The sequence below is a fragment of the Alphaproteobacteria bacterium HT1-32 genome (assembly GCA_009649675.1).
In the GTDB taxonomy this organism is placed as follows: Bacteria; Pseudomonadota; Alphaproteobacteria; order Rhodospirillales; family HT1-32; genus HT1-32.
Map to the genome: position 1 here is coordinate 1,297,960 of WJPL01000001.1, position 21,808 is coordinate 1,319,767.

Sequence of the window (21,808 nt, forward strand, 5' to 3'; positions counted from 1 at the left end):
AATGATAAAACCCTTCCGACAGGACAGACGAGGGCAGACCATGGAAAACCTGAAAACAATCGATACCTGGATATTTGACCTCGATAACACGCTGTATCCGGCGGAATGCAATCTGTTCGCGCAGATTGACGTTCGCATGAAAGCCTTCATCGCTCAGGCTCTCGGCATGTCGGAGGATGAGGCCTTCATCCTCCAGAAAAAATATTTCCGGGAGCATGGCACCACGCTGCGCGGCCTGATGGACAATCACGGCATTACCCCCGGTGACTTTCTCGATTTCGTGCATGACATCGACCATTCGGTCCTGCCCTGCCTGCCGGAGCTGGGGGCTGCCCTGGCGAAATTGCCCGGACGGCGGCTGATTTTCACCAACGGCACAGTCCATCACGCCCGGGGTGTCATGGCAGCACTGGGGGTCGGAGATCATTTCGAGGATATTTTTGACATCGTCGCCGCCGACTATCTGCCGAAACCAAATCCTGCGCCTTATGCCCGGCTGATTGCCAGTCATGCGATCATCCCGGAACGGGCCATCCTGTTTGAAGATATCGCCAAGAACCTGAAACCGGCCAAGGCACTGGGCATGCAGACCGTGTTCCTGAAAACAGACACCCGCTGGGCGCATCCGGAAGGCGACGTCGATTATATCGACCACGAAATTGACAATCTACAGGTCTGGCTGGATCAGGCAATCGACAGTCTGAACAGCCACCCGACTTGACGGGGATTGCCGGTTCCGCCACTCTCCCGCCGCCGCAGAAACCTTCACAGACGAGAGCGATTCAGATCATGAGCAATGCACAAATTCAGGCGATTATCGAAAAGGCCTGGGACAACCGCGACAGTGTCAGCACCACAACCGGTGGCGAAATCCGTGACGCCGTGGAATCCGCGCTTGGTCTGATGGACTCCGGTGCCGCCCGTGTAGCGGAAAAAGGTGCCGGCGGCTGGGTCGTCAATCAGTGGCTGAAAAAGGCTGTTCTGCTGAGTTTTCGCCTGACCCCGACCACCGTCATCAATGGTGGCCCGACAAATGATGGACTGGGCGACAGCGTCTGGTACGACAAGGTGCCCTCGAAATTCTCCGGCTGGGATGATGCCCGGTTCGCCAGCGCCGGTTTCCGCGCCGTGCCGAACTGCGTGGTACGCAAATCCGCCTATATCGCGCCGAACGTGGTGCTGATGCCCTCTTTCGTCAATCTTGGTGCCTATGTCGATGAAGGCACGATGATCGACACCTGGGCGACCGTCGGTTCCTGTGCCCAGATTGGCAAAAACTGTCACATTTCCGGCGGTGCCGGTATCGCCGGCGTGCTGGAGCCGCTGCAGGCCGACCCGGTCATCATCGAAGATAACTGCTTCATCGGTGCCCGCGCCGAAGTGGCAGAGGGTGTCATCGTCGAAGAAGGCTCGGTGCTGTCCATGGGTGTCTATATCGGCGCTTCAACCAAGATCATCGATCGCGCCACCGGCGAGGTCATGTATGGCCGCGTACCGGCCTATTCCGTGGTCGTATCAGGCACAACCCCGGGCAAGCCACTTCCGGACGGAACAGCCGGACCGGGCCTGTATTGTGCGGTTATCGTCAAGCGTGTCGATGAAAAGACCCGCTCAAAGACATCCGTCAACGAGCTGCTGCGCGGCGTATAATGAGCGTCATCGTCGATCCGGTCGCGTTTTCACAGACCCTGATCCGCTGCCCCAGTGTCACACCGGCTGAAGGCGGGGCACTGACCACGCTGAAGACACAGCTGGAGGATCTGGGGTTCACGGGCCATCTGGTTTCCTTCTCGGAGGAGGGCACGCCGGACGTCGAGAACCTCTATGCCCGCATCGGCACCGGTGGCCGGAACTTCTGTTTTGCCGGGCATACGGATGTGGTGCCGGTCGGCGATGCAGGCGCCTGGGATGATGATCCCTTCGCCGCTGTCATCCGCGACGGTGTTCTGTATGGCCGGGGTGCGGCAGACATGAAGGCGGCGATTGCCGCTTTCACCGCCGCGACTTCGGGTTTTCTGGCCGATAATCCGGGCTTTGATGAAAGCATCAGCTACCTGATCACCGGTGACGAGGAAGGCCCCTCGGTCAATGGCACCGTCAAGCTGCTGAAATGGGCCAACGACCGGGGCGAGAAATTTGATCTCTGTGTTGTCGGTGAGCCGACCAACCCGAACGATCTCGGTGACATGATCAAGATCGGCCGCCGCGGTTCAATGAACAGCTATATCACTGTCCACGGCACCCAGGGTCATATTGCCTATCCGCATCTCGCCGATAACCCGATCCCGCGACTGGTCCGGATGCTTGATGCCCTGATTTCCGAGCCACTGGATGACGGCAATGAGCATTTCGATGCGTCCAGCCTGCAGATATCGACGGTTGATGTTGGCAATCCGACGACAAACATCATCCCGTCCCGCGCCAGTGCGGTCTTCAATATCCGCTTCAACGATATGCATTCCAGCGCCAGCCTGATCAAATGGTGTCGCGAAAAATTGGATTCAGTCGGCGGAAAGTACGATTTCCGGGTCGAGGTTTCCGGTGAAAGCTTCATCACGCCGCCGGGTATGCTCAGCGATCTGATGAGTGGCGCGATTGAGGATGTTCTGGGCCGCAAACCTGAACTCTCGACAACCGGTGGAACGTCGGATGCCCGGTTCATTCACCACTATTGCCCGGTCGCCGAGTTTGGGCTGATCGGCCGGACCATGCACAAGGTGAATGAACAGGCTGATGTCTCGGATATCGAGGCGCTGGCAAAAATCTACCGGCGGATGCTTGATCGTTTTTTCCACTCATGATGATCACCCTGCCCGAGGTGACCGCGGCAATTCACGGCGTTGGCCGCCTGTTGCGTCTGGACACCTCCGGCTACAGCTTTCTGGACACCAGTCGCCGCGGATTCTTCATGTCCTTCTGGGCGGCGGTTTTCATTCTGCCCGGAATTTTTGTTCTCGGACGGTTTGATCCGGGCACAGAACAACTGGAGGTTCATCCCTTCCGGTTTCTGTCGGTAACCGCCATCCATTACGTTCTGAGCTGGGTCGCCTACCCGCTGGTCATGTGGCATATCGCCGAGCGGCTGGACCGCCTGAACCGTTACGTTCTCTACATCGTCGCCTATAACTGGGCGGGCGTCCTGCAGATTGCCATTCTCGTCGCCATCGAAACGGTCGGCCAGACCGGTCTGCTGCCGGCCGGCTTCATCAACCTGGTGAGCTTCGTGGCAATCGTCACTCTGGTGGTCTGGGGTGGCTATATCGCCCGGACAGCACTGGACGTTACCATACCGGTCGCCGTCGCACTGGTCGGGTTTGAGATTCTCCTCGCCGTGTCGCTGTTTCAGATCAAGGCGATGCTGATCTACTGACCGTCAGGCCCTGCGCGGAATCGCCACCCAGTAGTCAAAATCGAGAACGACAGCGTCATGGGCCTCCTCAGCCCCCGGGAAATCAACACAGGGATGGTTCTTCGCTGCAACCAGTCTCAGGCGCAGCGCGCCGAGGTCATCGCGGCCCGGCAGCGGTGCCGTCTCCAGCACTTCTGTCCAGGCATAGACCGTGTCACCGGCAAAAATCGGCGCGACATGGCGGCCACCATTGATGGCGATGATCCGCTGTGCGTTCTCCAGACCGTTGAAGCTGAGGCCGCGTGCCAGACTGATGACATGCCCGCCATAAACCAGCCGCCTGCCAAACCGGTTGCCCGAAGCTGCATGCTGATCGAAATGAACCTTTGCCGTGTTCTGATACAGCCGGGTTGCGATCATGTGATCGGCTTCCTCAACCGTCATGCCATCGACATGATCGATTCTCTCACCCGCGGCATAATCTTCAAACAGGTGGGGCGATCCGGCCATCAACGGATCATAACCTTTACCGGAAAATCCGGACTGATCTGCCAGACTGTCTGCACTGACAGTCTTTGCCAGTTCAGGCACCAGCGCTGACGGGGCCGGACTGGCCGGATCCCGTTTCTGCACCATGACCCAGCGAACATAGGACAGCACTTCCTCACCCCGCTGGTTACGGCCGGTGGTCCGTACATAAACCACCCCGGTCTTGCCGCTGGAGTTCTCTTTCAGGCCGATCACCTCCGACGACGCCGTCAGACTGTCTCCCGGATAAACGGGAACTCCGAACCGTCCCTCGGCATAGCCAAGATTGGCCACCGCGTTCAGGGAGACATCGGGTACGGTTTTGCCGAATACGGTATGGAAGACCAGCAGGTCATCCAACGGCGCCTGTGACAGACCGCAGGTCGCGGCAAAACTGTCAGCGGATTGCAGGGCAAAGCGACTGCCATATAGGGCGGTATAGAGCGAGGCGTCACCACTGGTCAGTGTCCGGGGCGTTGCATGGATCAGCTGCTGGCCAGGTGTGAAATCTTCGAAAAAATTGCCGGTGGAGGTCTTGGTCATGATGGATTCCTCAGGACTGCATCTTCGTGATCATGTCGGCCAGCCCGACAACCCGCCGGGCATTCTCGACATGCAGATTCTCGACCAGCTTGCCGCCAACGACCACAACGCCCTTGCCCTCGGCCGCCGCCGCTGCATGGGCTTCGATTATCCGGTATGACCAGGTGACTTCCTCCTCCGTCGGGCCAAAGGTCGCGTTCGCGGCATCAATGGTTTTCGGATGGATCAGCGTCTTGCCGTCAAATCCCAGTTCCAGCCCCTGACGGCAGGAAACGACAAAGCCTTCATCATCCGCAAGATCGAGATACACGCCGTCAAGAATGGCAAGCCCGTAGGCCCGGGCGGCGAGGACGCTGAGATTAAGCGAGGTCATGAACGGCATCCGCTCAGGCGTATGCAGACAATGCAGGTCTTTCGCCAGATCCGATGTTCCCATGACAAAGCCACCAAGACGGGGCGTTGAACGGGCGATATCGAGCGCGTTCAGAACCCCGAGCGGTGTCTCGATCATGCACCAGATGGCCATGTCCTTCGGAGCACCGCTGGCATCCAGAATGGCCTCGGCCTTGCGCACCATATCGCCGCTTTCCACCTTCGGCAGCAACACACCCTGCGCCGGCATCTTCGCCACAGCGGCAATATCGCCCTGTCCCCATTCCGTCTCCAGACCATTGGTGCGCACCAGAATCTCCCGCAGGCCATAGCCGCCACCGGCCAGTGCTTCGGCGACCAGCCTGCGTGCTTCCAGCTTGGCATCCGGCGCAACCGCATCCTCGAAATCGAGAATCAGACCGTCAGCGGCAAGGCTGCGGCCTTTTTCCATCGCGCGGGCGTTCGAGCCCGGCATGTAAAGGACGGACCGACGGGGACGGGCAGTGGCAGCCATAGGAAATTCTCCGGTAATTGTTCATTGCAGCACTATGTAATGCGCGAGAAGATGTGCCATGCTTGATCCCCTGCGCCAACCGTGAAACTGGCTTTCCGTTTTGAAAATACTCTCCCTGCATTCCGCCGTCGCCTACGGGCGCGTCGGAAATTCTGCGCTCACCATTCCTCTGGCCGCCGTCGGATGTGAAGTCATCCCGCTGAACACCACCCGCCTTGCCCATCATCCCGGATATGGTCCCTGGTGTGGTCGCATTGAGGAGACTCAGGTTCTGTCGGAAATGGTTGAGGCGCTGGCGAATATCGGATTGTTCGACCGCATTGACGGTCTGCTGTCGGGATATCTCGGCAGTGGTGGAAATGCCGAACCGGTCTTCTCCGCACGACGTTATCTGCGCCGGGGCGCCCCCTGGCTCTGCGATCCGGTCATTGGTGACTTCGATACCGGAATCTATGTGCAGCCGGATGTGATCAGCGCCATTCGTGACCAGCTTGCCCCACAGGCCGACATCATGACCCCGAATGCCTTCGAGCTTGGCATTCTGACGAGCATGCCAACCGACACAGCCGAAGCCGCCCTGTCCGCCGCCCGCAGCCTGATTGGTGGCGGCCCGAAAGTCATCGCCGTAACCACCGCACCGGTGGCTGCCGACCGGACCGGGGTGCTGCTGGTTTCCGCCGACAGCGCCACCCTGATGACGACCCCCGTGATCTCGGTCGATGTAAAGGGGACCGGCGATCTGTTTGCCGGGCATCTGCTGGCCGGAATCATCAGCGGCATGGCACCGGCTGACAGCTGTCAGGCGGCCATCGGGCGACTTTACATGGCGCTGCGGCTGACCGAACAGCTGAAGGCCGATGAACTGATGGTGCTCGACCCGGCCAGCAATCCGGCACTTGATCTGACAATGGTCGAGCGAACCACGCTTTAGCCGCACCGGCGGACGTTACCGCAGGTTCCTGTCTCATGGCCCCTGGAGAGGCATAAGCCGGGCTGCCTATGCGTAGGTATCAATCAGCAGGCCCGTCAGTTTGTTGCCGCCCAGAAAAGGCTGATAGAAATCGGTGTAGTTGGATTGCGTGCTGGCCAGTGAATTCAGCACAAACACGGCGCGCTGAAAATCAGCCTGTACGCCGGCCTGATTCTCAAATCCGGCGAGCGCCGCTTCACGCAGCAGGTCGAAGACTTCTTCCTGCTTGTCTTCAATCAGGGCATCAATGCGGTCTGCCGCGTTTTGCGCCTGTGTCTGTTCGGATTCGAGACGCAGCACCTCACGCTCGAAAATCTCACGTGCCGTCGCCACATCGGCAGCGGCCAGCGTGCGCCCGGCCCCGGTCGAGAAATCATAAAAGAAAGCATTGAGAACACCGAGACCACCACGGTTCACTGTTCCGGTATAGCTCGTTTCTGACGCCAGCCCGGCATCCACCGTGAAGCCGACATTCGTGCCGTCAAAACTGTCCAGCTGTACACCCTTGACGGAAAAGGCATCTCCCAGACTGTCATTGGGATAGGACTCGTAAAGGCGCAGTGAATCCGAGTTGAATTCCGGGATGAACAGCCCGCCACCATCATTCGTGACGTAATAATCACTGGCCAGAAAAGACCCGGTGACCGTCCGGGTGTGGCCGAACTGGTCGAAGGCATAGGTTGTCTGGTTGTTCTGAAATGTGGCACGCCCGACATTGCCGCTCAGCTCACCCGATGAGGCGATGGAAAATATCTCGGCCAGCGTGTCGTCGAAACGGCTGGCGTAAAAATCCGGGTCATTCGCAGCATTCTCGACATCGATTTTCAGCTGGAACAGCAGGGGCCGGATTTCATCGGCATTGTTCAGTGCAATCTCGATCGCGGATTCCGCCAGAATGGCGTCGATCTTCAGGGTTTGCAGCCGCTGCTGCTCTTCCTCGGCAACCGTGGACTGGCGCTCAAACGCCGCGGCGTTCGTCGCCGACGTTTCCTCCAGACGTTCCTGAAACGAGATCCGGAGTGAATCCAGAATCAGCGAATTGGATACCGTCGGCAGGAGGCCGCTGTTATTGAGCACCGTTTCAACCAAGCGATAACGCTCCGGAAAAGCTGAAATCTTAACCGGATGTTAACATATGGCCCGAGATTCGACCCAATGAATCAACCAACAGGGTTAACGGGTCAGTCCGCGGCCATTTCAAACAACATGAGATAAGTGCGTTGCAGGGCGGAATAATTGTCGTCGGAGACCAGATAAACCATCTGCCGTCCGTCTTCCGTCACCCAGGTGCCGATACCTTCCATATTGTCGAAGGTCGCACCTGCATCGAGCCGGGCGATCTCCGGCCCGTCGATCACGGCACCGGCCCGGATGCTGTCCTGCGACAACCGCCTGATCCGTGATCCGATGCCGCCCCGCAGGCCAAATCGCCGCTCCAGCAACAGCACATCGCCGCCGGACAGGGTTGCCGCCCCGGTTGGCTTGAAGGTACCGGATGTGCGTACAGTGACGACATCCCATCCCTTCCGGTCACTGATCCAGCCGACCACGCTGTCACCACGGCCAAAGTCCTCGGTAACCGCAAACAGCTTGCCGTTCTGCAGCAAAGTCAGCGCCTCAATGCCGCCATTTGACGGGGCATCACCAATTTCATCCGGTGGCGGGATCACCGATGGCAACACCTGACCCGGCGGATAGGCCCAGAGCCGGTGATTGCGCTCAAAGGCAACAATCATCGCCCCGTCGACACCAACCGCGACAGATTCCGCATCACGCTGCGAACTGCGTTCCAGCGGATGTCCCCGTTCATCCGCCAGCACGCCCAGTTCCGCTTTCGATATGCCGACCAGTTTCCCATCACGATAATCCGGTGTCATCACCACCCAGAAACCGTGATCGGAAAAGGCTGTAATCTCTTTCCCGTCCGGGCGGATAGCCAGGGCCGACAGACCACCAAACCGGCGGTCTGACGACGTAAGGTCCAGCCCGCCCCGCCAGATCAGCCGGCCAAGTTCAGTCCGCGACAGGTCATCACGAAACAGCGGTATCGGTTTGACGGTCAGGTCCAGCGAGTCAGCGGCTGACGGCGGGACCGTCAGCGCCAGAAGACAGGCCACCGCAAGCAGGGCGGTCAGCCATTTCCGGACAGGCCGCATCGTCGCTGCTTACTGGAGATAGGGGCCGAGGTTCTTGTTGATCTCCGCGCTCATCCGCTCATCAAGGTCGCGGGCAAGGTCACGGGTCATGTCGTACCAGATCTGGTTGCGCTGGTTGACGGTGTAGTTCTCAGCCACCGTATGCGACCGTTTCACGGCCACCTCGACTTCCCCGACAACATTGCCATTGGCGTTGATGATCTGAAGGGTTGCGCTGATTTGTGCCGTATAACGTTCCGACTGGTCGGTAGTGAAAGCACCCTTGATGCCTTTTGTGCCATCCAGCTTCTCTTCGACAGCCGAGGCGTCGACAATATTATAGCGCACACGGTTCGGGCCGCCGGCCATTTTCAGCCGGTCCTGCGCCCAGTTACGGGCGGTATCCGTCAGCGATACCGGAAACCGGTGGTCGACATTCGGATCGGTCAGCGGCGCCCGGTAAGTCGTCGAGATATCAATGGCAGAAGCAGACAGACTGATCTGCGGCTGCTGTGTGAAGCGGATATCCGGGTAGGACGGACCCTTCGGTGCCGCCGTGCAACCCGCCAGTACGGCAACAATCACACCGGCCATTAACATCGGAAGGCGGCGGGAGGCAATAAGACGGATCATGGTCTACTCCTGATTTGTGTCGGCCGGTGATTCAAGCTCTGCCTGTGTGAACTGGAAATCCGCACGGCAGAATTCGCAGGTGACGGTGACGCGGCCTTCTTCCATCATATCGTCAATGTCATCTTTTCCGAATGACATCATAGCTGATAACAGGCGATTGCGGCAGCATTCTGACCGCGCCGAAACAGGCCGCTCATCAGCCACACGCACATCATCTTCGTTGAACAGCCGCCAGATCAGATCAATCCCGGTAAGTTGCAGATCCAGCATCTCTTCTGCCTTCAGGCTGCTCATCAGCAGGCGGTGCCGGGCCCAGTCATCTTCGGCTTCTTCGACTGTAACACCTTTCGGCAGGGTTTCCGTCGGCAGACGCTGCAACATCATGCCACAGCCGACCCATTCTCCGAACGGGGTCCGCCCGACCGCGATTTCAGCCGCTGTTTCAATCTGTTCCGAACGCTGGAAGTAATCCAGCACGCAATCGGCCAGCCGGTCACCTTCCAGCGGGACAATACCCTGATAGATATCCGTATCCGGGCCCTGATCCACAGTGAAAGCCAGATATCCGCCCTTGAGCAAAGCCATGACCGGGGCCGCCTCGATGGCTGCGGGATCAACCGCCGCCAGGGCTTCCTCGTCAAACCGGGCGTAGCCACGAACCTCGCCCTCGCTGGTCACATCGACAACCAGCATCGAGACCGCACCCTCACCCTTCATCTGCAGGATGAACTTGCCGTCATATTTCAGCGCCGACGACAGCAGCACCGACAGCACCAGCGTCTCACCCAGCAGATACGAGACCGGTTCCGGATAGTCATGCCGGCTGAGGACCTGATGCAGGGAGGCATTCAGGCGCGTGATACGGCCACGGACATTGCCCGCCTCAATGATGAAGGGGCGGACAACATCCTCACCGGTTGGCGGTGTTACCCGGATCGGCGTACCGACTGTTGTCAGCTCAGACACCAGGCCAGAATCCCTTTTTGTGCATGCAGGCGATTTTCCGCCTCGTCCCAGATCACTGAAGACGGACCATCGATCACGTCAGCGGTGACTTCCTCATCACGATGTGCCGGCAGGCAATGCATGAAAATCGCATCATTGCGGGCCAGACCCATTTTCTCCTGATCGATCTGATAGGGGCTGAGCAGGTCCTGACGAACGGCTGCATCACGGTCACCCATGGAAACCCAGGTGTCCGTGACAACACAGTCCACATCGGCCAGTGCCTTCGCGGGATCGGTGGTAACCGACACCCGGCCCTGATGGTTCTCGGCCCAGTCCAGCACCTCCTGCGGGGGCGACAGCTCTTCCGGGCAGGCCATGCGCAGATCAAAACGGAATTTCACCGCCGCCTGAACCCAGCTGGTTGCCATATTGTTACCGTCGCCAACCCAGGCAATCGACTTGCCCGCAATCGGCCCGCGATGTTCCTCAAAGGTCATCACATCCGCCATCAGCTGACAGGGATGGGTCCGGTCGGTCAGGCCATTGATAACCGGCACCGACGCATATTCCGCCAGTTCCAGAAGCTTCGATTCCTTGTCGGTACGGATCATGATGGCATCGACATACCGGGACAGCACCCGCGCCGTATCAGCCACCGTCTCGCCCCGGCCAAGCTGGGTCTCTGCGGGTGACAAGACAACCACATCACCGCCAAGCTGGCGCATCCCGACATCAAAGGACACACGGGTCCGGGTCGAGGGCTTCTCGAAAATCAGCGCCAGGGTCTTGCCAACCAGCGGGCGCGGGTTGGGGGTTGTGCCGGTCTTGTGAGCCACGGCCAGATCAAGCATCTGCCGCAACTCACCTTCCTCGAACCTGTCCAGGTCCAGGAAGTGCTTCACGCTGCTCATGCTTCTGCCGCCAGTGTCTTGCAAGTGGCTTCCAGCGCAGCCATCGCCTGTTCTGCCTCGGCCTCACCCATGATCAGCGGCGGCAGCAGGCGCACGACATTATCTGCCGCACCGACAGCCAGCATCTGGTTATCCATCATCGTCGCGATGAACTTGCCGGAATCGACAACACATTTCAGACCCAGCATCAGGCCCGCGCCACGGACCTGTTCAATCACCGTGGGATAGCGTTTCTGCAGATCAGTCAGCTGATCCCACAGCGCCCGCGCAGTACGGTCAACATGGTCGAGGAAGCCATCGCCCAGCACCACATCAAGCACCGCATTCGCAGTCGCCATCGCCAGCGGGTTGCCGCCGAAGGTGGTGCCATGCGCACCCGCCGTCATGCCGGAAGCGGCATCTGCGGTCGCCAGACAGGCCCCCACGGGGAAGCCGCCGCCAAGCCCTTTGGCCAGTGAAATGATATCCGGCGCCGCCTTGCCCGCCCATTCATAGGCGAACAGCTTGCCGGTCCGGCCAATGCCGCACTGGACTTCATCATAATGCAGCAGGATACCGAACTCGTCCGCCGTCTCACGCAGCGCCCGGAGGTAATCCAGCTGTCCCACCTGAATACCGCCCTCACCCTGAATCGGCTCCACCAGAATGGCCGCCGTCTGCGGTGTGATGGCATTGCGCAGCTCGTTCATATTGCCGAAAGGCACATGGTCAAAGGCATCGACCAGCGGATCAAAGCCCTTCTTCACCTTGGCAGACCCACCGGCAGAGATGGTCGCCAGTGTCCGCCCATGGAAGGACCCGTCAGCACAGATCACCCGGTATTTCTCGGTCTGGCCCTTATCATAGAAATGCTTCCGCGCCATCTTGATCCCGCATTCCAGCGCCTCGGCACCGGAATTGCAGAAGAACGCGTAGTCAGCAAAGGAATGGGCGACCAGCCGTTCCGCCAGCCGTTCCTGATCCGGAATCCGGTACAGGTTCGAAACATGCCAGAGCTTGCCCGCCTGCTCCTGCAGGGTTTTCACCAGATGGGGATGCGCATGACCAAGGGCATTGACCGCAATGCCGGATGTAAAATCGAGGAATCGTCGCCCGTCCACCGTATACAGATAGCAGCCTTCACCCCGGTCGAACTCCAGGTCGAACCGCGCATAGGTCGGCATCACGGCAGATGTCACAACACACACTCCTCATACAATGACTAAACTGAAAACGCGGCCCATTGGGCCGCGCCACACGAAGGGCGAGAGTATCTGCGGGTTAGCGGTTTAAGTCAATTAGGTCGGGCCATCCTGCCGGGCACCGGCTTTACCCGGGCCAGACAGATAAAGCCCCTGAACCATGTCGTTCCGGGATGCCGGCCGGTATGGCCCGCCGACGACATGCTACAACCGCTTCCGCCGCTGGACGAAGGCCGGTGTCTGGGACCGCATCATGGACGCGATCACGGTGGCGCATGATGGCGATGTCCAGATGATCGGCGGAAGCAGCTGAAGGGGAAAACCTTGTCCGGTTTCTTGCCAAAAATATATTGTTCGGGCAACATTTCCTGAACGGTGTGCGTGCAGCATGCAATCACTCATTCGACCGTCGAGGAAATTTCCCTTCATGATCCGTCTGTCCACCCTTGCCATCGGCATGGCTATTCTTTTGTCTGCCTGTCAGACCACGAACACTCCGTCGCTTCCTGACCAGCCGGTTGGAGGACCCGCAACAGAGCCTGATGAAATCGTGCTGTTTGATGCTGTCACTCCGCCTATCACCCGCCGGGCTTGTAATGGCTGTGACAACAACGGTGGTCCGGTGCAACTCAGGCTGCGGATTAATGGCGACAACTACATCTACCAGATCGCCCATTCGCCTTCACCGAAGGAAAAGTTCGATCCGAAGAAAATCTACAATCTCGAGGTAAAAGTCTGGTTCGACGAAAAACCGGGAGTATCGACGAGCCTCAGGGGGTTCAGTTTTGGCGATGCCCGCCGCGAAACCGGGCCTGACGGGAAGACGTGGTATGTCACCGACTGGATGTGGAGTTCTGTCCAGTACAACATCACCACTCTGGCCAAGAAGCAGTACATCTTTGGCTCAAGTACTGACAGATCACTCGAACACCGACGGAAAACCATAAAGAGCTTCCGGGACAACATCACGGCCGGTACAAAGTTCAAGTACTGGCAAATGGGTCTGGAAATCGCCAATTTCCGCGGGGTCGAGAAGCACGTGGAACGGATCCTGTACGGGGCGGATGCCTTCGCTGCACTCAAGGATCCGGCAACAGCATATGAACAGAATTTCGCCGCGATGGATGAGGTCATCTACGAGGACAAGAGAAAGAAGGAACTCGCCCGGGATGACAATAATGCCTACTGGCAGTTCATCAGAGAGGAACTGACGCCGTTGACGGTCAACAACATGATCAAGAAGGCGAAATGTCCCGACCTCGGCCACCAGCTCGCATACAACTATCATCGCATCCATGATTACCATGACGCCGGGAACCAGTCGCTCCGGCGGGCTGAATGCTACAACAAGATCCTGACCGACTACGATCCGGACGCGCTCATCAAGCGGTACGAACAGATATCCGATCAGGAAGATGCACTGTTTGAAAAGACCCACGGTATAAAGCGCTGGTCGCTTGAAAATGCCCTGAAACAGAGCGGTCCGGCGGCGCGAGAGATCAATATTGCAGTGGACCGGGCAGAGTACCTGTTTGAAGGAGCCGACTACACCGCTCGAGCCCACGCAAAGCAGCGGGCCAATCAGCAGCGCGAACGCGCCCAGATGCAAAGCCTGATGCGTAGCCTGCAAGGAATCCAAAGCACGCTGCAGCAACGTCATGACCAGGCCGCCGGGCGGGTTGCACAACTGCAGGCCCAGGCGATGGCCAACCACCGAGCCCGGCTCCAGGCGCAGCGGAACCAGTTGTCGGCAACGCGAAGCGGCACATCGTCCTCCACGACCTCCACTTCATCCGGCCGCAGTGCCGGCAGCTCCAGCCTGCAGGTGGCGAAAACCACGGCACCGCGGGAACCGATGATCGCCGTCTACATGGCGGCCTCGAGTATCACCTCCGCCCCACAGAACATGGCCAATTGTGACCCGGGCGGGGCCTTCGACGGCGATCGTATCTACGAGATCAAGTGCCGCGGCGTGAAAGTCGTCCGCCTGCCGATGCTGTCGCCGTCACGGGTGAAGAAATGCACCGGCAATCCGGATGCCGACGTCATCGACGGTCATGAAGGCGCCATCATCGGTTCGATCATCCGCATGGAGGCCGTCACCCGTGGAGAACTGGAAAAGCTCAGGTCCATCGGCAAGCAGCAGACCAACCATCTTGCCGGTGTTTTCTTTGAACAGGCTGAACCGCAGGCAACCAGCCAGCTTATCGAATGGAAATACGAGAAGACCCGCGAGGGCACCATCGACCGGTATTTCCGTGATATGACCGAGCTGCGCGCCTACGCGAAGAACCACAATTGCGCTGCCATCCTCTGGACCCGCGCGGACGGCTCGACTTACGAGGAGCGGCTGGACCGGGTACGGTAAGGGACCTCCCCTACCGCCCCGATCCTCTGTTCCTGGGTTTCCTGCTGCTTCTTCGGCAGGAAGCAGCGCTTCAGTGACGGACCGATGATCACCGCAATCAGAATTTGGCTGCGATTTAATGAGTCTGCGGCCTAATCCAGCGTGACTGTCATTTCCCGCATCAATCTGCCATGGCCCCCGGCCAGCAGGCCGGTGATCCGGTCGCCGTCCCGGTCAAGCTCCACGGTTATCCGGCTGGGTGAGGGCGGTGTCATGTAATGGCCCTGCTCAATAATCCAGGTCGCCTTCTTCTCCGGCAGGCTGTCATGCAGCAGACAGGCCAGAGGGCCGGCGGCCATGCCGGTTGCGGCTTCTTCCTCTATCGCGAAACGGGGGCCGAACATCCGGGCTGTCGCATCCTCACCGGTCGCCCCGGGATCTGTTGTGAAGATGTAATAGCCGACAAGGTCCAGTTTCTCGCTGATGTCCGAGATAGCGGCCATATCCGGCACAAGGTCGCGCAGATCAGCGCCAGACCGGACGCCGACATACATCATGCCATTGCCGGTACTGACAACGACGGGCGGAAATCGCGGATCAACCCGGTCGCTGGCGAGTCCGACCGAGGCCAGCACCTGACTGGCAGAGACACCCTCCGTCACCCAGTCATCAGACCGGCGATAAACCGGGGCAAGCTGTTCCATGTAGGCCATGCCATCACGGATGAAGATTTTGCGGGGGCCATCAACCGTTTGCTTTGAGGTCTCGCCATCTGTCACCCGGCCCAGTTCCGCAAGCCGGGAAAAGGTCGCGATGGTGGCATGCCCGCAATGCGGGATACGGCGGTTTGGCGTGAAGAAATCCAGCCGGAACCCGGCGATATCAGACCGCGAGACAAAAGCGGTCTCTGACAGCCCGACCCGGGCGGCAACCGCCTGCATGTCAGTTTCGCTCAGATCATCGGCATCAAGCACAACACCCGCCGGGTTGCCGCCCTGTCCGTCAACGACAAAGGCATTCACAACACCCACGGAGATGGATTTCTTCAATAACGCGGCATCGGGCATTTTCGTCTCCATATTTCATGTATATCACTCAATTAAATATTCTGATATCTTATGAACTGGGCTATATCGACTCATATAAACATGTGTTTTCCTCATGAATTATGATGATCCCGGAATCCCGGAAAAGCTGTCACAGGCAACCGCCTTTCTGGCCGCCATTGCCCGCGACGGCAGCTTTTCGAAGGCGGCGGAGCGGCTCGGCGTCCATCAGTCGGCAATCAGCCACCGGGTGCGCGGACTGGAAGAGGCGCTGGGGATCCCCCTGTTTGAACGGACCACGCGAAAACTGAACCTGACCGACGCCGGGGAAATTCTCTGTGCCGCCGCGACCCGTTCAATGGCAGAATGGGAGGCCGCGACCGATCAGCTGCGGCGCAACCGGGACAGCGACGTGATCCGGCTGTCCCTGCCCTCATCGCTGGCGATGAAATGGCTGCTGCCCGCCCTTCCCCGCGCCGCGACGACCGGTCTCGATATCGCCATAGATGTTTCAGACGGCCTGGTTGATTTCAGCCGCCGGCAGGCAGATGCCGCCATTCGTTTCGGGCACGGCCCCTATCCCGGATTACATGCCACCCGGCTTGCCGCCTGTCGCCTGCAACCGGTCGCCGCAGCGGGTTATGACCTGAACGGACGCGATATCGCCACGCTGGCGGCATCACGGGACGTGACCTTTCTGGGAGACCGCCGGGGAGAGACCGATGATACCGGCTTCAGCTGGCAGGCCTGGTTCGACGGCGCCGGGCCTGCCCCGGCAGACTTCACACCCGGCCAGACCTTCGACCGCGCCGACCTGATGTTGCAGGCAGCGATTGCCGGGGCAGGTATCGGTCTTGGCAGAACCCTGCTGGTCGAAGCTGACATCCGCGCAGGTTTTCTGCAGCCACTGGACAAGGCCGTTCCCATGCGGTCCGCCTACTGGCTGGTCTGCAGCCCGACCTTTGCAGCGACCGAGCGTCATGCCCGGCTGCTCAGATGGCTGAAACAGGAAGTCAGGCGGACAACTGACGCCCACCCGTAACCCGGATCAGGTCAGACCACGCGCCCTGTTGCGACCGGCAAACAGGAACAGCCGGATGGTCAGCACACACCAGCCACAGACCGCAATCGCGAACACCATCGGCGTTGTGGTGCCGTCAAAGAACTGGCTGGCAATGGCAATCATCACACCGCCACAGACCATCTGCAGCGTGCCCCCCAGCGATGAGGCAAGCCCGGCAATATGCCCGTGTGCATCAAGTGCCAGCACCATCGCCGTCGGGATCACCAGTCCGAGGCAGGCATTCGCGCAGAACAGGAAACCAACCACGATTGGCAGCGAAACATAACCGGCCAGAGTGACCATCAGCAGGGTCGATGTGAGGATAAAGAAACCGACAACAGCCATTGCGACCACCCGCTCCATCCCGAACCGGTCGCCCAGTGTCGCGGCGAACTGGGAGGCACCGAAGAATCCCGCTGCGTTGATCGCAAAGGCCAGACTGAACTGCATCGGTGTCAGCCCGAACTGCTGGGTATAGACAAAGGACGCACTGGCGATGAAGACAAAGAAACTGGCCATGCTGAAACCGCCGATGAAGGTCAGCCCCAGGAACATCCGGTCGGTCAGCAAAACCTTCATGCCATGCACCATGTTCCGGACATTGACCGGCACCCGGTCTGATTGCGGCAGCGTCTCGGTCAGGGAGAAGCGGACCAGCAGCAGGCTGATGACAGCCCCGACCGCCAGCACCAGAAAGATCGAATGCCAGTCAAAAGACAGAATCAGCAGGCTTCCGGCCAGCGGTGCCAGCATTGGTGAAACGCTGATCACCAGCATGATCGATGACATCAGGCGCGTTGCCTTTGTCCCGGTATAGAGATCACGCACGATGGCGCGCGGCATCACCATGACAACGGCGGCACCCATGCCCTGCAGGAACCGGCTGGCAACCAGCCATTCGATTGACGGCGACACCACACAGCCCAGCGACCCGGCGATAAAGATCAGCAACCCGACATAAAGCGGCAGCTTGCGACCGACCTGATCGGACCACGGGCCGTACACCATCTGTGCCGTACCGAAGGCAATGAAAAAGGCCGTCAGGGTGATCTGTACCCCGGCGACGGTCGTCCCGAGGTCCGCTGCGATTGTCGGCAGCGCCGGCAGATACATATCAATAGCGAACGGCCCGACACTGGCCAGCAAACCCAGTATGGCTGCCGTTCTGTAAAAACCGATAGGCACGATGAATGATCCCGAGAGAGTTCTGTCCGGTCGATACAGCCTCAAAGACTGAACGGCTGTAAACACCCGGCCAGAAATGAAGTCAACCCGGACCGCGGAACCGCAGGTCAGGGTTGACCATATTGCATATCACGGACCGCCAAACCCGGTCCGGTTACCCCCGCAGAACGCCGCCGGTCAGCTTCGCAACATTGCTGACAACGGCAGCCGCAACCTTGTCGATCTGTTCGTCGGTCAGGGTTGCTTCAACCGGTTGCAGGGTCACGCTGAGTGCCAGTGACTTGCGGTCCGCGCCGATATTCTCACCACGATAGACGTCAAAGACATCCGCAGCCACGATCAGCTTCCGGTCTGCGCTAAGCGCCGCCCGGACGACCTTTTCTGCCGGAACATCCTCATCGACGATGAAGGCAAAATCCCGGTCAACCGCCTGCAGGCTGGAGGCCTTCAGCAGCGGACGGGTGCGGACATCCTTCGATTTCGGCTCCGGCAGATTGTCGAGATAGATCTCGAACGCAACAACCGGACCGGAAATATCCAGCGCCTTGAGAACGCGGGGATGAATGTCACCAAACACCGCAATCGTGTTCTTCGGCCCCAGTGACAGACGGCCCGCCCGGCCCGGATGATACCAGCCCGGGACATCCCGGTCTGTCTGCAACCGGTCTGCCGGTGCACCAATCGCTGTCAGCGCTGCCAGCACATCCGCCTTCGCGTCAAAGGCATCGACGGCGCGGCGGGCACCGGACCAGTGGCGGCCAACCATATCTCCCGTGCGGACACCGGCGGCAACGATGGCCTGATCGTCAGGCTGATCACCGGCATATTGCGGGCCGAGTTCAAACAGCGCGAGATCACCCATGCCACGGGCCGCATTCCGGCGGGCGGCGTCAATCAGGTTCGGCAGGATCGACGGGCGCATGCTGTCGAGATCCGACGAGATCGGGTTGGCCAGCATCAGGGCATCCTGTCCACCGCCGAAAAGCGACGCGAGAGCACGCGGCATGAATGACCAGGTGACACATTCATGCATGCCACGCGACGCCAGCAGCCGACGGGCTGTTGCCCGGCGGCGCTGCTTCAGGGTCAGCACCGGTGTCGGGATGGTCTGTTCGCGGGGCAGTGAAACCGCCGGGATATTGTCGAATCCCTTAACCCGCAGGACTTCCTCAACCAGATCGGCCTCGCCATGCACATCCCAGCGCCAGGACGGTGGTGAGACGCTGATCGCCTCCCCGGCCTTCGCAACGATGAAGCCGAGGGTCTCCAGAATACTGACACTTTCCGCTTCCGGCACATCCAGTCCGCCAAGTCCCGCCACACGGGAGGGCCTGAATGCATAGCTGCGCTTCCATTCCGGCGGTGATCCGGCAACCAGCAATTCGGAGGTTTCGCCACCGCAGAAGTCCAGAATCATCCGGGCCGCAATTTCAGCACCGTCGATCAGAAATTCCGGGTCCACACCGCGCTCAAACCGGTAACGGGCATCGGAATCGATACCCAGCCGGCGCCCCGCCATCGCCGTGCGGATGGGATCAAAGGTCGCGACTTCCAGAAACACATTGACGGTCTCGTCCGTGCAGCCGCTTTCCACCCCGCCCATAACGCCGCCAATGGCGTGGGCTTTCGCATCGTCGGCAATGACACAGACTTCATCGTTCAGGACATATTCCTTGTCGTCGAGAGCGACAAAGGTTTCTCCCTCCTTTGCCAGCCGGGGGGCAATCCGGACCGAAAGCGTATCTGCATCAAAGACATGCAGCGGCCGGCCAAGATCGTAGGAGACATAGTTGGTGATATCCACCAGCGCCGAGATCGGGCGCAGGCCAATAGCCGTCAGGCGGCGTTGCAGCCAGTCCGGGCTGGGGCCATTCTTCACGCCGGTGAAATGACGGCCGACAAACATCGGGCAGGCATCCGGTGTCGCCGCCAGCTTGTCGAGTGACAGGCCGACCGGGCTGACATAACTGCCTTTTACCGCGCTGGTATCGAGCGGCTTGAGGGTTCCGAGACCCGCCGCCGCCAGATCACGGGCAATACCGCGCACACCAAGGCAGTCACCCCGGTCCGGGGTAATCGCAATTTCGATCATCGGGTCGTCGAGACCCATATATTCCACGGCGGACATGCCAACCGGCGCGTCCCCGGGCAGATCAATGATGCCGTCATGTTCGTCGGAAATCATCAGCTCACGCTCAGAGCAGAGCATGCCGTTTGAGTCGACATCCCGGATCTTCGACGGCTTCAGGGTGATACCCGTCCCCGGAATTTCCATGCCGGAGGCCGCAAAGACACCCTTCATGCCGGTGCGTGCATTCGGCGCACCACAGACAACCTGAACCATGCCATCAGCGGTTTCCACGTCGCAGACCCGCAGCCGGTCAGCATTCGGATGCTGCCGGGCTTCCCGGACATAGGCGATGGTGAAACCCTGAAGTGCCGCAGCACGGTCAACGATTTCCTCGACCTCCAGGCCGAGCATGGTGAGCTGTTCGGCAACCTGCTCAACAGTGGCGTCGGTTTCCAGATGATCCTTCAGCCAGGATAATGTGAACTTCATTGGCTGATCCCCCCGCTCATGGTTGGTACATCCAGCGACGCAAAACCGTAATGACGCAGCCAGCGCAGATCGCTGTCGAAGAAGGTGCGAAGATCGGGAATGCCATATTTCAGCATCGCCATCCGCTCCAGCCCCATACCGAAGGCAAAGCCCTGATATTCAGCCGGGTCGAGATTGCAATATTCCAGCACCTTCGGATGCACCATGCCGCAGCCGAGAATCTCCAGCCAGTCGTCACCGGCGCCGATCCGCAGTTCACCGCCAGCCCGCGAACAGCCGATATCGACTTCGGCACTGGGCTCCGTGAACGGGAAATAACTCGGGCGGAACCGCATCGGCAGGTCATCAACCTCGAAATAGGCCTTGCAGAAATCCAGCAGGCAACCGCGCAGGTGACCCATATGGGTGGCCTTGTCGATCACCAGCCCTTCGAACTGATGAAACATCGGTGTATGGGTCATGTCGCTGTCCGAACGGAAAGTGCGGCCCGGCACCAGAATCCGAATCGGCGGCTTCTGCGACAGCATGGTACGCACCTGAACCGGAGAGGTATGGGTCCGCAGCAGCATGCGTGAGCCATCTTCCTTTTCCGGCAGATAGAACGTGTCATGCATCTGACGGGCAGGATGTTCCGGCGGAATGTTCAGCGCCGTGAAGTTATGGAAATCATCTTCGATATCCGGACCTTCGGCGACGGTGAATCCCAGTTCGGCAAAAATCGACACAACTTCATCATAAGTCTGGCTGATCGGATGCAGGCGGCCATCCGTTTCCGGGCGCGATGACAGGCTCACATCAATCCGGTCAGCAGCCAGACGCTGCTCCAGTTCCGCATCTTCCAGCGTTGTCTTGCGACCCTCAATGGCGGCGGCAATCTCGGTTTTCAGCGCATTCAGCGACTGTCCGGCTTCGCGGCGTGCATCCGGGTCCATACCACCGAGGCTTTTCATCATGTCGGTGATGCGACCCTTCTTGCCCAGCGCGTCGATGCGAATGGCTTCGAGCGCCTTGAGGTCGGCGGCCTGATCAACGGCGGTTGCGAGTTCCTGTCTCAGATCGTCGATGCTGCTCATCGTTTTCTCTGTCCGGTAAAAAATAAAAAAAGGGGCCGGCTTAGGCGGCCGGCCCCTTGGTCTCCGATCCTGCCTGGTTAAGGCGGGATTTATTCGGCGATCGCGGCCCGGGCGGTGTCGACCAGGGCTTTGAAGCTTTCCGGCTCCAGCGCTGCCATGTCGGCAAGCACCTTGCGGTCCAGCTCAATCCCGGCGAGCTTCATGCCGTTCATAAACTGGGAATAGGTCATACCGTGCTGACGGACACCGGCATTGATGCGGGTGATCCAGAGCTGACGGAATGTCCGCTTTTTCGCACGACGGTCGCGATAGGCGTACTGAAGGCCCTTCTCGACCTTTTCCAGCGCGATGCGGAAGTTGGTTGAATTACGACCCCGATAACCCTTGGCGAGCTTCAGGACTTTCTTGTGACGGGCGTGACTTGTGACGCCCCGTGATACGCGTGCCATT

20 protein-coding genes and 1 pseudogene are annotated in these 21,808 nt (G+C 59.4%); 8 read left to right on the forward strand and 13 right to left on the reverse strand.

Annotated elements, in window-relative coordinates; translation table 11 throughout:
• Nucleotide 1: 1 nt before the first annotated feature.
• From GH722_06135 to GH722_06150, 4 genes are all read left to right on the forward strand, one after another.
• On the forward strand, nucleotides 2-721 hold the full coding sequence (locus GH722_06135) for a pyrimidine 5'-nucleotidase (protein MRG71337.1): 720 nt from the start codon (nucleotides 2-4) through the stop codon (nucleotides 719-721).
• A 68-nt stretch (nucleotides 722-789) separates the two neighbouring features.
• On the forward strand, nucleotides 790-1,650 hold the full coding sequence (dapD, locus tag GH722_06140) for a 2,3,4,5-tetrahydropyridine-2,6-dicarboxylate N-succinyltransferase (protein ID MRG71338.1): 861 nt from the start codon (nucleotides 790-792) through the stop codon (nucleotides 1,648-1,650).
• Entirely contained in the window at nucleotides 1,650-2,801 is a 1,152-nt protein-coding gene (dapE, locus tag GH722_06145) for a succinyl-diaminopimelate desuccinylase (GenBank protein MRG71339.1), read from the forward strand. The genes dapD and dapE overlap by 1 nt, the downstream gene beginning before the upstream one ends.
• Nucleotides 2,798-3,370 carry a hypothetical protein gene (locus GH722_06150; protein ID MRG71340.1) on the forward strand — a complete coding sequence of 191 codons (573 nt, stop codon included), beginning with the start codon at nucleotides 2,798-2,800 and terminating at the stop codon, nucleotides 3,368-3,370. The genes dapE and GH722_06150 overlap by 4 nt, the downstream gene beginning before the upstream one ends.
• Nucleotides 3,371-3,373: 3 nt before the next feature.
• Here GH722_06150 and GH722_06155 read toward each other — a convergent pair whose 3' ends face one another.
• A complete protein-coding gene (locus tag GH722_06155) occupies nucleotides 3,374-4,420 on the reverse strand; it encodes a hypothetical protein (GenBank protein ID MRG71341.1) in 1,047 nt (348 codons plus the stop codon).
• A 10-nt stretch (nucleotides 4,421-4,430) separates the two neighbouring features.
• Entirely contained in the window at nucleotides 4,431-5,306 is an 876-nt protein-coding gene (locus tag GH722_06160; GenBank protein ID MRG71342.1) for a CoA ester lyase, read from the reverse strand.
• 100 nt (nucleotides 5,307-5,406) lie between these two features.
• Between GH722_06160 and GH722_06165 the strand changes: the two genes are divergently transcribed.
• Nucleotides 5,407-6,237 (forward strand): pyridoxal kinase, encoded by an 831-nt coding sequence (locus GH722_06165; GenBank protein ID MRG71343.1) that lies wholly within the window; start codon nucleotides 5,407-5,409, stop codon nucleotides 6,235-6,237.
• Between the two features lie 66 nt (nucleotides 6,238-6,303).
• On the opposite strand, the gene GH722_06170 is transcribed toward GH722_06165, so the two are convergent.
• The 6 genes from GH722_06170 to GH722_06195 form a co-directional block, all read right to left on the reverse strand.
• Nucleotides 6,304-7,365, reverse strand: coding sequence for a hypothetical protein (locus GH722_06170; GenBank protein MRG71344.1), 1,062 nt, complete (start codon nucleotides 7,363-7,365; stop codon nucleotides 6,304-6,306).
• Between the two features lie 92 nt (nucleotides 7,366-7,457).
• Nucleotides 7,458-8,432, reverse strand: coding sequence for a hypothetical protein (locus GH722_06175; protein ID MRG71345.1), 975 nt, complete (start codon nucleotides 8,430-8,432; stop codon nucleotides 7,458-7,460).
• A 9-nt stretch (nucleotides 8,433-8,441) separates the two neighbouring features.
• Entirely contained in the window at nucleotides 8,442-9,044 is a 603-nt protein-coding gene (locus GH722_06180) for a hypothetical protein (protein ID MRG71346.1), read from the reverse strand.
• A 3-nt stretch (nucleotides 9,045-9,047) separates the two neighbouring features.
• Nucleotides 9,048-10,061 (reverse strand): molecular chaperone Hsp33, encoded by a 1,014-nt coding sequence (locus GH722_06185; protein MRG71347.1) that lies wholly within the window; start codon nucleotides 10,059-10,061, stop codon nucleotides 9,048-9,050.
• A complete protein-coding gene (argF, locus tag GH722_06190; protein ID MRG71348.1) occupies nucleotides 9,998-10,903 on the reverse strand; it encodes an ornithine carbamoyltransferase in 906 nt (301 codons plus the stop codon). Before argF ends, GH722_06185 begins: the two co-directional genes overlap by 64 nt.
• Nucleotides 10,900-12,081 (reverse strand): acetylornithine/succinylornithine family transaminase, encoded by a 1,182-nt coding sequence (locus tag GH722_06195; protein ID MRG71349.1) that lies wholly within the window; start codon nucleotides 12,079-12,081, stop codon nucleotides 10,900-10,902. Before GH722_06195 ends, argF begins: the two co-directional genes overlap by 4 nt.
• A gap of 184 nt (nucleotides 12,082-12,265) precedes the next feature.
• Here GH722_06195 and GH722_06200 point away from each other — a divergent pair.
• Both GH722_06200 and GH722_06205 read left to right on the forward strand, forming a co-directional pair.
• Nucleotides 12,266-12,394 (forward strand): annotated as a pseudogene (locus tag GH722_06200) (transposase).
• A 117-nt stretch (nucleotides 12,395-12,511) separates the two neighbouring features.
• Nucleotides 12,512-14,452, forward strand: a complete 1,941-nt coding sequence (locus GH722_06205) for a hypothetical protein (protein MRG71350.1) — start codon at nucleotides 12,512-12,514, stop codon at nucleotides 14,450-14,452.
• A gap of 131 nt (nucleotides 14,453-14,583) precedes the next feature.
• Here the strand turns inward: GH722_06205 and GH722_06210 are convergent, their stop codons facing one another.
• Entirely contained in the window at nucleotides 14,584-15,498 is a 915-nt protein-coding gene (locus GH722_06210) for a PhzF family phenazine biosynthesis isomerase (protein ID MRG71351.1), read from the reverse strand.
• A gap of 94 nt (nucleotides 15,499-15,592) precedes the next feature.
• On the opposite strand from GH722_06210, the gene GH722_06215 reads away from it, so the two are divergent.
• Nucleotides 15,593-16,519 (forward strand): LysR family transcriptional regulator, encoded by a 927-nt coding sequence (locus GH722_06215; protein ID MRG71352.1) that lies wholly within the window; start codon nucleotides 15,593-15,595, stop codon nucleotides 16,517-16,519.
• A 6-nt stretch (nucleotides 16,520-16,525) separates the two neighbouring features.
• Here GH722_06215 and GH722_06220 read toward each other — a convergent pair whose 3' ends face one another.
• The 4 genes from GH722_06220 to rplT all read right to left on the reverse strand — a co-directional run bounded on the left by GH722_06220 (nucleotide 16,526) and on the right by rplT (nucleotide 21,807).
• A complete protein-coding gene (locus tag GH722_06220) occupies nucleotides 16,526-17,719 on the reverse strand; it encodes a Bcr/CflA family efflux MFS transporter (GenBank protein MRG71353.1) in 1,194 nt (397 codons plus the stop codon).
• Nucleotides 17,720-17,879: 160 nt separating this feature from the next.
• The gene (locus GH722_06225; protein ID MRG71354.1) at nucleotides 17,880-20,285 is read right to left on the reverse strand and encodes a phenylalanine--tRNA ligase subunit beta; all 2,406 of its coding nucleotides are present in this window, start codon (nucleotides 20,283-20,285) and stop codon (nucleotides 17,880-17,882) included.
• On the reverse strand, nucleotides 20,282-21,358 hold the full coding sequence (gene pheS, locus GH722_06230; GenBank protein MRG71355.1) for a phenylalanine--tRNA ligase subunit alpha: 1,077 nt from the start codon (nucleotides 21,356-21,358) through the stop codon (nucleotides 20,282-20,284). Before pheS ends, GH722_06225 begins: the two co-directional genes overlap by 4 nt.
• 89 nt (nucleotides 21,359-21,447) lie before the next feature.
• On the reverse strand, nucleotides 21,448-21,807 hold the full coding sequence (rplT, locus tag GH722_06235) for a 50S ribosomal protein L20 (protein ID MRG71356.1): 360 nt from the start codon (nucleotides 21,805-21,807) through the stop codon (nucleotides 21,448-21,450).
• Nucleotide 21,808: the final 1 nt, after the last annotated feature.